The following is a 14,961-nucleotide window of genomic DNA, read 5'->3' as shown; positions in this document are numbered from 1 at the left end:
TAATATATATTAAACAGCTTATACACTATTTAATATGGCTGGTCATTTTAACGACGACTGGGCTCAGGCAGGAACATGTTTGCCTTTATAGTCGCTAATAGCCGCTTTAATTGCATCTTCTGCAAGGACTGAGCAATGCACTTTTACTGGTGGCAATGCCAATTCTTCAGCAATGTGACTGTTCTTAATTTCACCAGCTTGATCCAAGCTTTTGCCTTTTAGCCACTCAGTAACGAGCGAGCTTGACGCAATGGCTGAACCACAACCGTAAGTTTTGAAGCGTGCATCTTCGATAATACCGTTATCATTGACTTGGATTTGTAAACGCATGACATCACCACAGGCTGGTGCGCCGACCATACCAGTACCGACGTTTTTGGCATTTTTATCAAGATTGCCAACGTTGCGTGGATTTTCGTAATGATCAATAACTTGGTCACTATAGGCCATGGGGTTTTCTCCTGGTTAGATGATGAGCTGTCATTTAATGACTGTCTTTGTTAATGGGTTACTGGCTCATCGATAATTGGGGTCAAACACTTAATGTATAATTGTCTGATTCATTAGCTATGGCGATATTTTTATGTTTGATAGAAAAAGTAAATAAAAATATCGCTGTTGCCATTATTTTTTAAATTATAAAGCTTAAATGTAGTATTAGTGCTCAGACCATTCTACTGAATCTAAATCAACGCCTTCTTGATACATATCCCAAAGTGGCGATAGCGCACGTAATTTATCAACAGCTTGATGCATCTGGGTGATAACCGTATCAATGTCTTCTTCAGTAGTATAACGACCAAAGCTAAATCTGATTGAGCTATGTGCCAACTCGTCTGGGCGACCAATAGCGCGCAAGACATAAGATGGCTCAAGAGTCGCTGACGTACAAGCTGAACCTGATGAGACAGCTAAGTCTTTTAGCGACATCATCAGTGATTCGCCTTCAACAAAGTTAAAGCTGATATTTACAATATTAGGTACGCTGTTTTCTAAATCACCGTTTAGATAAATCTCTTCAATATCTTGTAGACCATCCCACAGTTTTTGGCGTAATTTTGCCGCATGTGCATTGTCTTCTTGATAGCGCTGATTGGCTAACTCAAATGCTGCGCCAAGACCTACGATTTGGTGAGTCGGCAAAGTACCTGAACGCATACCGCGCTCATGACCACCGCCATGCTGCTCGGCTTTTAGGCGAATACGCGGCTTGCGACTAACGAATAGGGCACCAATACCTTTAGGACCATAAGCTTTATGACCTGAGAAACTCATTAAGTCAATTTTCATCTCTGCAAGGTTGATAAGTACTTTACCAACAGACTGTGCGCCATCAACGTGAAAAATAACACCCGCTTCGCGCGTGATTTCACCAATCGCTGCAACATCAGTAATCGTACCAAGCTCATTATTCACCATCATGAGAGACACTAAGATAGTATCTTCACGCAGAGCTTCTTTTACTTGCTCTGGTAAAATCATGCCAGTGCTTGGCTGCGGCTCAAGATACGTAATCTCAAAACCTTCTTGCTCAAGCTCACGGCAGGTATCTAATACCGCTTTATGCTCAATTTTACTGGTAACAATATGCTTACCACGAGACTGATAAAAATGAGCAGCACCTTTGATGGCTAAGTTATCAGATTCTGTCGCACCAGAGGTAAAGACGATTTCGCGAGGATCAGCATTGATGACCTCAGCAACTTGCTGACGAGCCGTTTCTACCGCTTCTTCTGCTTGCCAGCCGTAGCCATGCGAGCGTGATGCTGGGTTACCAAAGATGCCATCTACCGTCAGATATTCGCTCATCTTGGCAGCGACTGACTTAGCAACTGGCGTCGTGGCGGCATAATCTAAATATATAAGGGTGTTATGTTGGCTCATGCTGGGTTTGCCTCGCTGGTCGATAAAGTAATAGTGTTAATGTCTTTTATAGAAATATCTTTTAGAGCATCGCTGTGCTGCCGATCTGATACAGACTGCACGTGCTCCATGTTTAATAATTGCGCTAATGTTATATTTTTCAAGTACTGCTCTACATGATTTGATAATGCACACCACAAATCATGGGTCAGACACATTGTACCACCTTGGCAGTCGCCGCGTCCTTCACACTGCATGGCATTGACCGATTCATCGACAGCAGAGATGATACTCATCACATCAATCTGATCAAGTGGCTTTGCTAAATAATAGCCACCTGCTGCGCCGCGAATACTAGTGACCAAACCGCGCTTACGAAGTTTTGAGAATAACTGCTCAAGGTAGGATATAGAAATGGACTGTCGCTTGGCAATGTCGGATAAAGACACCGCGCTTTCTTGTTGGCTGGTTTGTAATGCCAAATCTAGCAAAGCGGTCACGGCATATCTGCCTCGAGTAGTTAAACGCATGTGTTATCTCCAAACTTTTTAAGGATAATTTTATTTAACAACGATCTTAGTTCGGTCAGATGGTTAAGAGATAGCCAGTCACATATAAATAGCTATGCTGCTAATAAGAAAAATCATCTATCGACTAAGTGTGTTTTATCGTTATTAAACAACAGATGGTTTACCCGATGTGTGCAACGATAAGGTAATTATACTCAATCCCGAGTAATTTAGTCAAGATTAAAATGTGGTTGAATGGTTAGTGATATTAATGACGATGATTGATAAAAACAATGATTGGATATAAAACGAAAAAAGCGCTTGATAGACGATATGCCATATCAAACGCTTTTAAGAGATATTTTCAAAAAATCATCTATACATCAGATTATTTTTTGAACATTAATTCATCACAAAGAGTGCAATGATGGCAGCAAGAGCAATGATAGAAGCAATTATTGTCGTGATGATAAAAGTCTTTTGTTTGCTTTGTAGCTCTTTGACAGCGATTTCGAGCTCACGATTTTTGATGGTCAAAGTGGTAATTTCGATTTGCTGTTCTTTAATACGTAGCTTATAGCTTTCTTTTTTATCTGCCATTTCCGCTTCGGTCGGCTTGGGCTTGCTTTTACCGCCCTTAATCTTTTTGATTAAGCCTTGAATTAAGCTACCTAGACCAAGCTGCATAATAAATTGCTTAACCAGCTGAACCTGTACCGTTTCACCACGCATTTGCAGCTTTTCAGTTGTTTCACTATCATGCGTGGTAATGGCATTAATCACTTGCAGGCTATAAGCATTGATCACGACATCAGGCTCACTGCGACCAATAGGTAGCCTGTCATCTAATAACACGCCTTTGGTACTAAAAGTAGCGAACACCTCTACGTGTGGTAGATATAATCTAAGCGCAACGACAGTTTCTTGCTTAGCAAGTGGATAAGCAGCTTTACGGAGTTCTGGATCTAAACGTAACAATAGGGTCAGCGCCGATTCGATAAACACCAAGAGGACATTAAGAAAAGAGTGAGACAACGTAGAACGCTTCATGTAGATAATCCGTTTTTATTGTTCAAATAAAACATAATAAGATAAGTAAGGGTTAAAACCGACCCAAAGTATGCAATGACATTGCGCTTATAGTAACGCCTTTATGATAAAAAGTAACGCGGGTTTCTTTCAGTTGCAAAATTATTACCTGACAATAATTCTTTTATTTTATGCGTTAACTATCAAAGTTTATAGTTGGCGTTGATAAACATCAGCGTCTAGATAAGCGTTCAGTAAATAAAAGCTAAGACACAAATTAAAAGCTAAAATAGCGTTTTTGTCATCATATTGCAGCAGGTTTAGGTAACATTGGGTGTCAAATACGTTGTAGAGTGCACAAAAATATGTAAAATTGCTTGCGCTCCTTATGTTGCCTTGCTATAAAGGCGATAACAAAGCAAAACCTGTTTATGCATGAGCCAAGTGGTTTTTATTGCTTAAGTGCTCTGAGAGCGATACAATGCTTGGCGTGAGCGTTTTTTTACCCCCTAAAACTTGAAGGAAATTTTATGAATAAGTCAGAATTAATTGATAGCATTGCTGAGAAAAGTGGTCTAAATAAAACTCAAGCTGGCGATGCATTGAACGCAGTTATGGAAAGCGTTGGCGAAGCTCTAGAAGCTGGCGATAGCATTTCACTAGTTGGTTTTGGTACTTTTAGCGTAAAAGACCGTAAAGCACGTACTGGCCGTAACCCTAAGACTGGTGAAGAGCTAAGTATCCCAGCTAGCAAAGTACCAAGCTTTAAAGCTGGTAAAAACCTAAAAGAACGCTTGAACTAAGCCGTATCTATTTAAAGACAGTCGCAGCTTATGGCGTGATACACGAATAAGAACGGCGTCTGTTGACGGTAAAGTGATAAAAAGTGATGGCTCATAACAGCTATGAGCGACTCATCAAAAAAGCACCTAGATAATAGGTGCTTTTTTTAGTGCTGTGGTTTGTATTATATCGCCTGAATATTTTGAGTCTGCATCAAAAATCACGTATCATAGGGCGCGCGACAGAGATGTTGTTCGAACAAAGACGGTGTTATCCGCCTTGAGCAACCATAATAAAATGTACCCCTTCTTAGTTTTACCATTTTCTTACCATTGCCAGCTTGTAGAGCGTTGATATTATTAATAGTATTACAATGGTTTTTCATCAATATAGGTTAATAAAGCAGAGATAACTATGGATAAATTGCGCGATTTCTTAAAAAGCTGGCCGGGTCGCATTTTATTGATTTTATGCCTATCGCCGCTCGCTCTATTGGGCGTCGAAAGCTACTTTGGGGGTAATGTCGATCCCAATCAGATCGCTCAGGTAGGGGAAGCGAGTATCGGCCTATCAGAGTATCAAACGGCAGTAAACAATCGCCGTACTGAGCTTTTAGACCAAGTTGATGATGCCAGTTTATTAAATGAAGATGTGCTACATGAGCAAGTGTTAAAAGGTCTGATTGACCGCACCTTGCTAGAGCAGCAGGCTGGCAAGCTTGGTATGACCGTCTCTGATGACACCATCAATCGTCTGTTGCGTCAAGAAGAGATCTTTAAAGGTGCAGATGGCGAGTTTTCAAATGATCAGTTTGCAAGCTTTTTACGTCAACGCAATATGACAAAAAATCAGCTGTTTGATGAGTTCCGCAATCAGTTGAGCTTAGATCAGCTGAATGCTAGTATCGTTGGTACTGCTGCCTATCCGATGAAAGCAGTCAGTCAACTGATTGATTTGCAGCTAGAGGCACGCAATATCTGGCTACATCGTTTTAACTGGCAAGATTATGTGTCAAAAGTTAAATTGAGTAAAAATGACATCCAAGCGTATTATGATGCCAATAAAGACACGCTAAAGAGCGCTGCTATGGTCGATTTGGCTTACTTGCAGCTTAGCCCTCAGACCATCCAAGTAAACGAGGTCACTAAAGAGGACTTACAGCAGCAGTACGAAGCCTATAAGCAAAGCCTTGCCGTCGTCGATGAGCGTAAGGTCAGCCAAATCTTATTAACTGGTAGCGATGCCAAAGCACGTGCTGATAAAATTAAAGCGCGTCTTGCCAAAGGTGAAGCCTTTGCGAAGGTTGCTAAAGCTGAGTCAGATGATCCATCAGGCGAAACAGGCGGCGATATCGGACGCTTTAATCCCTCAGTATTTGGCAATGATGCAGCAGCAGTAGAAAAAGCGTTAGAAGGTTTGAGTGTAGGCGATGTTAGCGTACCAGTGAAGACCAGTTTTGGTTATCAGATATTCACCGTGACTGAAGATAATGGTAACAAGATACCAAGCCTTGAGAGTATGCGTGATGATTTGATAGCCAAAGCAAAAGAGTACAAGCGTCAAGAAATCTATGCTGACAAAGTAACGGCGATTAACGATTTAGCCGCAGATGGGTTTAGTATTGAAGATATTGCTCAGCAAGAAAATGTGTCATTAAAACGTCTTAAAGATTACCGCAAAGAGAATAATAAATCTGTCCTTGCCCAGCCAGCGGTGATTAAACAAGCGTTTGATGAGTTTACCATTCAAGACCAAGCGGTCACCGCTGGTATCGAAGTTGGTAATGGCACGGTATGGGTACAGCCAAGTAACTATCGTCCGACCAAAACATTGTCTTTAACTGCTGCGACGCCTAGAATCACGCAGTTATTACGTCAGCAAAAGGCTAGTGAATTGGCATTAAATGATGCGAAAAAACTTGCGGCTGGTATTAAGACTACTGCTGATATCAATAAGCAAGGGGTAACATTCCAAGCGCTTGGTGAGATCAATCGTCAGACTACGCAGCTGACAGAAAAAGAGCGCGGCTTAGCGTTTAGTAAGCAAGCACCTGAGAACGGTGTAGTTGCCGTAGCAAGTAAAACAGAAATGGGCGCAACGGTATTGGTTGGTGACCGTATCAAAACAGAGCAGCAATCACCATTATCTGCCGCCCAAAGAGCGCAAACGGCAGCGATTATCCGTGATAATTTAGGCCAAGATCAGTTGCAAGATTACTTAGACTATTTGCGTTTGGTGTATAAGGTTGAGATTAATAAAGCCAATATGGAAAATGCACAAGGGCGATAAGTACTTTGTGCGCTATCCATTTTAAATAAATCTATTTTTAACCATTAAAAAAGCCACTGTAATCATACAGTGGCTTTTTTTATTCAAGAGGATGAGTTTTTAATGATGATAGCGCTCAATCACAAATTAATGACGGAAATGACGCATACCGGTGAATACCATGGCGATACCGTGCTCATTTGCCGCAGCAATGGTTTCATCATCACGCATAGAGCCACCCGGCTGGATAATCGCCGCAATACCTACTTCGGCAGCGTTATCGATACCATCACGGAATGGGAAGAAAGCATCAGATGCCATAACCGCGCCTTCGGTTGCAAGTCCAGCATGCTCCGCTTTAATAGCAGCGATACGAGCTGAGTTAACACGGCTCATCTGACCTGCGCCGACACCAATGGTACGCTGACCTTTAGCATAAACGATGGCGTTAGATTTGACGTATTTTGCAACGTTCCAGCTAAACAGTAAGTCAGCAATTTGTGCTTCGGTTGGTTGCACGTCTGTGACGATTTTTAAATCATTGGCAGTAATTAACCCTAAATCTTGCTCTTGCACCAGTAAGCCACCATTGACGCGCTTGTAATCAAGCTGGCGGTCACGTAACTCAGGTGCTGGCAAGTCGCCGCAGACCAAAACGCGAACGTTTTTCTTGCTAGCTGTCGCTTCAAGGACACCGTCTTCAATGCTTGGGGCAATAATGACTTCAACAAACTGATTGTCGATAATGGCTTTAGCAGCGGCAAGTGTTAACGGGCGGTTAAAAGCGATAATGCCGCCAAAAGAAGATTCAGGATCGGTGCTAAAGGCAGTGCGATATGCTGCTACTTGATCAGTGTCGACAGCAACGCCGCAAGGGTTGGCATGCTTGACAATCACACAGGCAGGCGTACTAAAAGCTTTCACACATTCAAGCGCGGCATCAGTATCGGCGATATTGTTATAAGACAATGCTTTGCCTTGCAATTGCTTAGCAGTAGCAATAGATGCTTGCTTGCTTTTTAAAGCGTTGTTTTCAACATAGAACGCTGCTTTTTGATGCGGGTTTTCACCGTAGCGCAGGTCTTGCACTTTTTCTAGCTGAACGTTAAAGGTACGTGAAAAATCTTCCGGCTCTTGATTCTCGTTAACACGGCTGCCTAAGAAGTTGGCAATCATCCCGTCGTATTGTGCCGTATGCTCAAACGCTTTAACCGCTAAATCGTAGCGTAAGGCATGGGTTAATGTCGTCCCATCTCCTAATGCTTCAAGTACACGCGTATAATCAGCTGGATCAGTCACAATACCAACGTGTGCATGATTCTTTGCCGCTGAACGCACCATCGTAGGTCCGCCAATATCGATATTTTCGATGGCATCATCCATGGTAACGTCACTACGGGCAATCGTTTCTGCAAATGGATAAAGGTTTACGACTACCAAATCAATACGCTCAATCGCGTGCTCACTCATCACAGTATCATCTGTGCCGCGGCGTCCCAAAATGCCACCGTGAATCTTAGGATGAAGCGTTTTAACCCGACCATCCATCATCTCAGGGAAACCCGTATAGTCTGATACTTCGGTGACAGCGACATTATGCTCTGTGAGCAAACGGAAAGTACCGCCAGTCGATAACAGACCAAAACCTGCTTTAATCAGACCTTGAGCGAACTCAACGATATTGGATTTATCGGAGACCGACAGTAGTGCTAGTGGGGCTTTACTCATAAAAAAATTTCCATAAAAAAAGCCTGACGTAAACGTCTGGCAAGGTAACAATGACAATCAGTATAGAGCATATCGTGAGTGATAAGATCATAAACTATAAACTGCCATACATAATATCAGTTAGGGTAGGTAAGCGTTTCATAAATAGGATTGATGGTACTTATTAATAAGTCAGATTTATCAAAAACATTATTTATAGTATTACATTAAACCATATATTTTGAGCTTTTTGCGTAGTGTACCGCGATTTAGACCTAAAATCTGTGCACACTTGGTTTGATTACCACGGCTCTTTTCTAGTACCACAGACAGCAAAGGTTGCTCTATCTCTTTTAAAATAAGCTCATATAAGTCAGTTGGTATCTCATCACCTAACATTGCAAAATATTGACGCACCACGCGTTCAACATGTATCCGTAATGGCTCATGCGCATGATCTGTGTCATCTAAAGCAGATTCCACATTACGGATTGAGCGATGGTAGTCCTCTTCATAATAATCAAGATTACCAGCGCTTTTGTTAACATGACTGGCATTATACTGTGCCTGTGGTGTCATAAGATAATGTCCTTGGGGTTAAAGAGTAAAACCATGAGGCTCTCGTTGGCTATTATATCAAAATCAGCAGCGATCATCTTAAGAAGATGAGGTTAATGAGCGAATATCAGTCAGCGAACATCAGTAAATGGGATTAATAGCAATTTTACTAATTTGAGCATTGGCAATAGGTACCGTAAAGAGTAACTGCTTACGACCATTAGAAGCTAATTGACTTTGTTTACCAACCAAGTACTTATCTGGTGGAGCGATAAACTCACCAATCAGCGCATTGGCACCATATACACTGACTTTTATATGAGGATATAGCTGTGCTTGTGAGCTTTGGTTATTTAGAGTAGCACTTATATCACTAGAATCAGCTGCACTATTTATTTGACCGGCTCGGTATCTGATGTCACTCAGAGTTAATGCAGTCAAGTCAGCACTGGGCAGGCTACAAGCTGCAATCGTACATATCGTCTGTAAGCGTTGAGCATGTGCAGGATTTTTAACTAAGTTATTTAAGTTAAACATAATGTACTGAGCAAAAAGTAGTAGTACTAGCACCAAACAGCCTACTGTCCATAGTAATGAAGCTACTGAACGATGGGATGGTGTTGGTGAGAATTTGGCTTGCGCTTGTAATCTTTTAGCATGTGCCGCCTTACTATGGTCTTCTTCTTTAAAGTCGACGCCCATACTAATGAGTAATTGCGATAAATCAGTATCATTGGTTGGCGTATCTTCGGGTGGGTGCTGTTCTTTAAGCAGTTTTTCGAGCCACGAGTCATCAGCATCATTATCAATATTGGCATGAATACTGTTAGCCGCCGTTGAGCTTAAAGCCAATTCTGCGGATGAAGGAGAGCGTTTTGAATGCTTAGTAGAGGTAGAAGTTTCTTCAAATAAATTAAGGGATGTATCTGAATGTTTATCTAATTTTTTCGCAGTACTTTTTTCTGATAGAGCGTTTTGGGTAGCATTATTGTTATCAGTGGCTTGTGTAAGCCAAGCATCCATACTATCTAGTGAGTCGTATTCTAGACTCTTGTCAGCAGATGCCTCAATATCGATATCGTCATGAATCATGTCATCATGTATCATATCGTCATGAATTAGGATATCTGTATCATTTGAGTTTGCAGCAGCTAAAATAGAATGTTTCTTATGAGAGGTTATGTCATTAATTTTCTTATCACGCTCGCTAGAAACTTCTGTACTTGTCAGCTTACGATTGCTGTCTATATCAGCAGTGACGATAAGATTGTTATTCACCAAAAACATTTGCTGGCAATGTTCACAACAGACTGTCGCGGTTTTTTGATTTAACTGGGTATTTTTTATATTAAAAATGGTATGACAATGAGGACACTGGGTTTTAATGGGTGTGGTCATAGAGTTGAATCCAAAAAGGTATCAGTAGGAATACCGTATAGCCACTCACCAACCGCTGCCAAATACTTCAATGTCATTGTTGAAGTATTATTAATTATAAACTACAGGCAACTCTAGAGTAGCGCCAAATACACAACATTTAACTACTACTCTATCGTAACAGATGTAATTTAATGTTGCTAGCCTGTAAATGTACCAGACAATCTCTGCCAATGTTGATCTTCTTGTGCAGTAAAAGCATGCTTAGGATCAAGCGCAAAATAAGGCTGATACGCTTCGGTCACTTGCTCAGTTTGTGATTCAATCAAACCGGCAAGGACGATGCGACTTTTTGGTGCCATCAAGGTGACAAAATAAGGCGCTAGACCTATCAGTGGCTTGGCTAAAATATTGGCAACCATCACTTCTACAGGCGCTATATTTTGCTGTTGCCAAAAGGCAGTGAAATCCTCTGGTAAAAACGCTTGCAAACGATTGTCGACCGAATTGCGTGCTGCATTTTGATTGGTTGCCAGTACCGCTTGCGGGTCAATATCTACGGCATAAACATGGCGCGCGCCTAATAATAAGGCAGCGATACCCAAGATACCTGAGCCGCAACCATAATCAATCACTACTTTATCTGTAAGGTCCTGCTCAGTTAGCCAATCAAGACATAGGCGAGTCGTCGCATGGTAGCCAGTACCAAATGCCAAGCCTGGATCCATTATGATGTTTGTCGCTTCAGGATTGGGCGGAGTCAGCCAATTAGGTACAATCCACAAGTCATTGGCACACTCAATGGGTTTGTAATTGGACATCCATTCACGCTCCCAATCTTTGTCATCGACAGCACTTACCCAACTACGGCTCGCCTGCACTTGGACTGCAATCTCATGACTGAGTTGCTCGATAACATCACGAGTTCCAGTCTCTATCGTAGCATCGAAGAGCCCTGTTAAAATCACTTCGTCCCATAGTGGTGATTCACCAGGAAGTGGCTCAAATAAAGGTTGGTCGCCTGCATCATCAAGTGCAATAGATAGCGCGCCTGCTTCTAATAATAGCGCTTCAGCAAGATCTACGTTGTCTTTTTCACATTGTAAGTGAAGTTGTTGCCATGCCATAAAAGTAACCTTGTTTCAAAATAAAAAATAGATAATAAAAATTAACGACCGACTATAAAAGCCTATTTTAGCGCTTATATAGTCAGTCGCCATGGTTAATCAAAAAGATAATACTGTTAGCGTAATGCTTGTTTGGCTTCTTTTATCACCCGTGCATTACCTTGTGCTTGTCCAGACTGTAGAATAATTTGCCATAGCGCACGGCGGCGACTGCTGTCTTGAGAGACACTAAGCCCACGCCGTCCCATTGCTTCAGCCTTGCGTGGCTGGTTTTTTTTGAGTGCCACTTGCGCAAGATAAAAATATACCGCTGATGATTTGGGTGCTAGGCGCTGAGCTCGGGTAAAGCTGCTCTCAGCGCTATTGAGATTGCCTGCCTTTAGTTGATCAGTGCCCACTTGCATCAGGGTACGAAAAGCGGGCAAGTTGCTATTATTGTTGGTGGTTTTCTGACTGCGCTGCGAGTTCTGCCGCGCACGCTCTAATAGCTCATTATGCGACGGGATAGATGGCACATATATCACTTCATCTTCACGAGCAGGCGTGAGGATCACGGTATCAGGCTGAGTTACGATCGGAGTTTGACTCGTGCTTTGATTAGACCCCAAGATTACAGGTGGCTTTTCTGTTACCGATTCCGTTGGCGACTCTATCGATACAGGTGGATGATAAGGCTCGATAGGATAATTATCGTCAGTCTTATCAGCTTCAGTACTCTCAACACTTTCATAACCACTATGATCAGTGCTAGGGGTTTGCGTCACTATTGTGGATTGTTCAGGTTGCGTCGTTTTTTGACTACTGGTTGATGGGAAGGTTTGAGCAGAAGGCGCTTTTATTGAAGTTGGTGCAGTCTGACAAGCACTCAAGCTTAGCATGCTAAAACAAGCGCTAATTAAAAGAGCTGTATGCAAATGCTTTGGCTGTTTTTTGGACTGAGCTTCAATCGTCTGCTGAGTCAATAACGCTTGCAATATAGATAACGCCATATTAAAACCCTTTTTAAGTTTTAAAAATCTTAAAATCGTTCAGCTACTAACCTTTAAAGTCAAATTTTCAGCTATCACGACTGAAATAGAAGCAGCTCACTAAAACCATTCAACAGCACGATCATACCAAGTATCTACACGATTGGGTATATCACCGTCTTGCTCGGCATCACTGCTGTTATTATCAATAGCCTCACCATCTGGAATCTCTAATCCTTCACGGCGACGTTGCTTATTGATATTGCCTTGCTGATTTTGCCACTGCATTTGCTCGCGCGCACGATCCTGTTGGTATAAGCCAATCGCACAGCTGCTGGCTTCTTGGGGCAAATATGCTGACATAACAGGCAAGTAGCGTGCGCTGGCACAGCGCTCATTAGACAGCTTGCCTGAGTTGTTCTCTAACCAGAGCCATTCGATGCCTTCTGGCTCTGGTAGCGCAACAGGTGTCAGTTTTAGACGATTCATATAATCAACCCAAACTGGCAAAGCACCGCTACCGCCACTAAGCCCAATCGGTTTATTATCATCACGTCCAACCCAAACCACGCTGACATAGTTGCCACTATAACCGGCAAACCACGCATCGCGGTAATCATTGGTAGTACCTGTTTTGCCCGCAAGATTTAGATTGCTACCAAGCGATTGCACGCGTCTAGCTGTACCGTTCTTGACGACATCTTGCAACGCATAATTAATCAAAAAGTTGGTCTCAGGCGGAATACTGCGCTGAGTATTTAAGCCTGTGCGCTGCAAAATACTACCGCGATCATCAATCACACTACGGATACTATGAATAGGCGTACGGAAACCACCCGTTGCAAAAACTTGATAGACCCCAAGCATGTCCATCGGGCTTAGATTGACTGAGCCCAATAATGCCGCAGGATAAGGAGGTATTTTCTCTTTAACGCCCATACGTTTTAATTGCTTGGCAAAGGTGTCGACTCCAAACTCCATCCCTAAGCGTACGGCACTATGGTTATACGATTGCGACAGCGCTGTGGTAAAGGGTATGTAGCCATGATCACGATTGTCATAGTTTTTGGGATTCCATTCGGTACCGTCGCTTAGACTGACCGTAATAGGGGAGTCATCAACCGAACTTGCCAAATTATAGCGACCACTTTCGAGAGCAGTCATATAAATAATCGGCTTTAATAATGAGCCTACTTGGCGTTTGGCATCGACCGCACGGTTAAAGCCAGTAAACTCGCTGCCGCTACCGACAACAGAAACCAGCTCACCCGTCTCAGGATTGGCACTGACCAGCGCCCCTTGTAAATCTTTGGTTTTGCTACCACTACGGCGTAGCTCGCCAAGCTTTCTCTCAACCGCTTTATCCGCTGCCAACTGGGCAATAGGGTCCATCGTACTGATGATAATCAGACCTTCGTTTTTGAGATCATCGGAATAATAGACTTTATTTAGTTCACGCTTGACGATATCTAAAAAGTCAGGGAATTGGCTTTTACCTTCAACAGGCTTATCAACTACCCCAAGTGAGTTTTTTAATGCTTTATCGTAGTCTTCTTGACTGAGCGAGCCGACCGCCAACATATTGCTAAGCACAACATCGCGACGCGCCTTTGAATCGTTTGGATGGCGGCGCGGATTATAAACGCTCGGTCCTTTTGCCATACCGACAAGCAGTGCTTGCTGATCTAGGCGCAGCTCATTGAGCGGCTTATCAAAATAAAATTGTGATGCCAACCCAAAACCATTAATAGAGCGTTTGCCATTTTGACCAAGATAAATCTCATTGAGATATGCTTGCAAAATCTCATCTTTACTATAATGCAGTTCAAGTAGCACAGCCATCAAGGCTTCATTGGCTTTACGCTTCATTGTGCGGTCTGAATTGAGATAAAAGTTTTTGATCAGCTGCTGGGTGATGGTCGAGCCACCTTGACGTGATCCACCAGAGAAGTTATTGATAACTGCACGAGCGATACCACGTATCGATACCCCTTTGTGTTCATAAAAACCACGATCTTCTGTCGCTATCAGCGCATCAATAAGCGGCTGCGGTACTTGATCTAACGAGACAACCATACGGTCTTCATTACTATCTGGGTAAATACCACCGATATTCACCGGTTCAAGACGGATAATGCCGGTTTTCGCCGCCACAGTACTTTGTACTGACTCAATCTTATCACCAGCAATAGTCATTTTGATGACTTGCTCTTGGTCTATATCATTAGCGCTATAAGTAAATCCACGTGTATGAATAAAATAGGTATTACCTGATTTATGATAAGTACCCGTGCGATCATAGGCTTTATTACTTTGATAGTTAAGTAGCTCAAGCCATTTCTTCATCGTGTCTTTATCGACGTTGGCGCCTTGATACAGCTCTAATGGCTGCGAATATACTTTGGCAGGAATATCCCAGCGTTTACCCTCAAACTTGTGAGTAATGGTGCGATCAAGTTTGACCAAGTATAGTGCTAATAGCACCATGCCAGCGATGACAACAATTAATAAAATACTACTAAACACCACACCGCGCTGCTGGGAAGGTAGCGTATTGATAGCAGGCTTAGAGGACTGTGGTTGCTTAGAATTAGATTTTTGCACTGATGACACACCATTTTGGGATGAAAAACTGCCTCATAATGACGCAAATTGACAAATTTTTCAATCTATCATCATCAACGCAGGCATTCATTTGCTCTCAGCGCTCAGGAGTTATACTGCTGAGAGCCTGTGCTTATAGTATAATCTTTATAAAAGCAATGATGGTTA

12 protein-coding genes are annotated in these 14,961 nt (G+C 42.4%); 2 read left to right on the top strand and 10 right to left on the bottom strand.

All coding sequences use genetic code 11. From position 1 onward, the window contains the following. Positions 1-63 precede the first annotated feature (63 nt). From iscU to PSYCG_RS08175, 4 genes are all read right to left on the bottom strand, one after another. Positions 64-450, bottom strand: coding sequence for a Fe-S cluster assembly scaffold IscU (iscU, locus tag PSYCG_RS08190; RefSeq protein WP_020443759.1), 387 nt, complete (start codon positions 448-450; stop codon positions 64-66). A gap of 207 nt (positions 451-657) precedes the next feature. Then, complete coding sequence (locus tag PSYCG_RS08185; protein ID WP_020443758.1) at positions 658-1,884, bottom strand: IscS subfamily cysteine desulfurase; 1,227 nt, start codon at positions 1,882-1,884, stop codon at positions 658-660. Further along, positions 1,881-2,393 (bottom strand): Rrf2 family transcriptional regulator, encoded by a 513-nt coding sequence (locus tag PSYCG_RS08180; protein WP_011513981.1) that lies wholly within the window; start codon positions 2,391-2,393, stop codon positions 1,881-1,883. The genes PSYCG_RS08185 and PSYCG_RS08180 overlap by 4 nt, the downstream gene beginning before the upstream one ends. A 381-nt stretch (positions 2,394-2,774) precedes the next feature. Further along, the gene (locus tag PSYCG_RS08175; protein WP_020443757.1) at positions 2,775-3,422 is read right to left on the bottom strand and encodes a hypothetical protein; all 648 of its coding nucleotides are present in this window, start codon (positions 3,420-3,422) and stop codon (positions 2,775-2,777) included. Positions 3,423-3,931: 509 nt separating this feature from the next. Between PSYCG_RS08175 and PSYCG_RS08170 the strand changes: the two genes are divergently transcribed. Both PSYCG_RS08170 and PSYCG_RS08165 read left to right on the top strand, forming a co-directional pair. Further along, complete coding sequence (locus PSYCG_RS08170; protein ID WP_011513979.1) at positions 3,932-4,204, top strand: HU family DNA-binding protein; 273 nt, start codon at positions 3,932-3,934, stop codon at positions 4,202-4,204. Positions 4,205-4,598: 394 nt separating this feature from the next. Further along, entirely contained in the window at positions 4,599-6,473 is a 1,875-nt protein-coding gene (locus tag PSYCG_RS08165; RefSeq protein WP_020443756.1) for a SurA N-terminal domain-containing protein, read from the top strand. A gap of 126 nt (positions 6,474-6,599) precedes the next feature. Here the strand turns inward: PSYCG_RS08165 and purH are convergent, their stop codons facing one another. The 6 genes from purH to mrcB form a co-directional block, all read right to left on the bottom strand. Then, positions 6,600-8,180 carry a bifunctional phosphoribosylaminoimidazolecarboxamide formyltransferase/IMP cyclohydrolase gene (gene purH / locus PSYCG_RS08160; protein ID WP_020443755.1) on the bottom strand — a complete coding sequence of 527 codons (1,581 nt, stop codon included), beginning with the start codon at positions 8,178-8,180 and terminating at the stop codon, positions 6,600-6,602. Between the two features lie 201 nt (positions 8,181-8,381). Then, a complete protein-coding gene (fis, locus tag PSYCG_RS08155; RefSeq protein ID WP_020443754.1) occupies positions 8,382-8,738 on the bottom strand; it encodes a DNA-binding transcriptional regulator Fis in 357 nt (118 codons plus the stop codon). Between the two features lie 120 nt (positions 8,739-8,858). After that, positions 8,859-10,115: a DUF3426 domain-containing protein gene (locus tag PSYCG_RS08150; protein ID WP_020443753.1), complete on the bottom strand. Its 1,257-nt coding sequence runs from the start codon at positions 10,113-10,115 to the stop codon at positions 8,859-8,861. Positions 10,116-10,294: 179 nt separating this feature from the next. Continuing rightward, the gene (prmA, locus tag PSYCG_RS08145) at positions 10,295-11,221 is read right to left on the bottom strand and encodes a 50S ribosomal protein L11 methyltransferase (RefSeq protein WP_020443752.1); all 927 of its coding nucleotides are present in this window, start codon (positions 11,219-11,221) and stop codon (positions 10,295-10,297) included. Positions 11,222-11,337: 116 nt separating this feature from the next. Continuing rightward, positions 11,338-12,210 (bottom strand): tetratricopeptide repeat protein, encoded by an 873-nt coding sequence (locus PSYCG_RS08140; RefSeq protein ID WP_020443751.1) that lies wholly within the window; start codon positions 12,208-12,210, stop codon positions 11,338-11,340. Between the two features lie 99 nt (positions 12,211-12,309). After that, positions 12,310-14,793: a penicillin-binding protein 1B gene (gene mrcB, locus PSYCG_RS08135; RefSeq protein WP_020443750.1), complete on the bottom strand. Its 2,484-nt coding sequence runs from the start codon at positions 14,791-14,793 to the stop codon at positions 12,310-12,312. Between the last annotated feature and the right edge of the window lie 168 nt (positions 14,794-14,961).

The sequence above is a fragment of the Psychrobacter sp. G genome (assembly GCF_000418305.1).
Lineage (GTDB): Bacteria > Pseudomonadota > Gammaproteobacteria > Pseudomonadales > Moraxellaceae > Psychrobacter > Psychrobacter cryohalolentis.
This window is presented reverse-complemented; position numbering and strand designations above follow the sequence as displayed.

Coding starts and splice junctions, on each gene's coding strand:
- PSYCG_RS08170 (WP_011513979.1), top strand. CDS start 3,932: ATGAATAAGTCAGAATTAATTGATAGCATTGCTGAGAAAAGTGGTCTA.
- fis (WP_020443754.1), bottom strand. CDS start 8,738: ATGACACCACAGGCACAGTATAATGCCAGTCATGTTAACAAAAGCGCT.
- prmA (WP_020443752.1), bottom strand. CDS start 11,221: ATGGCATGGCAACAACTTCACTTACAATGTGAAAAAGACAACGTAGAT.
- PSYCG_RS08180 (WP_011513981.1), bottom strand. CDS start 2,393: ATGCGTTTAACTACTCGAGGCAGATATGCCGTGACCGCTTTGCTAGAT.
- iscU (WP_020443759.1), bottom strand. CDS start 450: ATGGCCTATAGTGACCAAGTTATTGATCATTACGAAAATCCACGCAAC.
- PSYCG_RS08140 (WP_020443751.1), bottom strand. CDS start 12,210: ATGGCGTTATCTATATTGCAAGCGTTATTGACTCAGCAGACGATTGAA.
- PSYCG_RS08150 (WP_020443753.1), bottom strand. CDS start 10,115: ATGACCACACCCATTAAAACCCAGTGTCCTCATTGTCATACCATTTTT.
- purH (WP_020443755.1), bottom strand. CDS start 8,180: ATGAGTAAAGCCCCACTAGCACTACTGTCGGTCTCCGATAAATCCAAT.
- PSYCG_RS08175 (WP_020443757.1), bottom strand. CDS start 3,422: ATGAAGCGTTCTACGTTGTCTCACTCTTTTCTTAATGTCCTCTTGGTG.
- PSYCG_RS08185 (WP_020443758.1), bottom strand. CDS start 1,884: ATGAGCCAACATAACACCCTTATATATTTAGATTATGCCGCCACGACG.
- PSYCG_RS08165 (WP_020443756.1), top strand. CDS start 4,599: ATGGATAAATTGCGCGATTTCTTAAAAAGCTGGCCGGGTCGCATTTTA.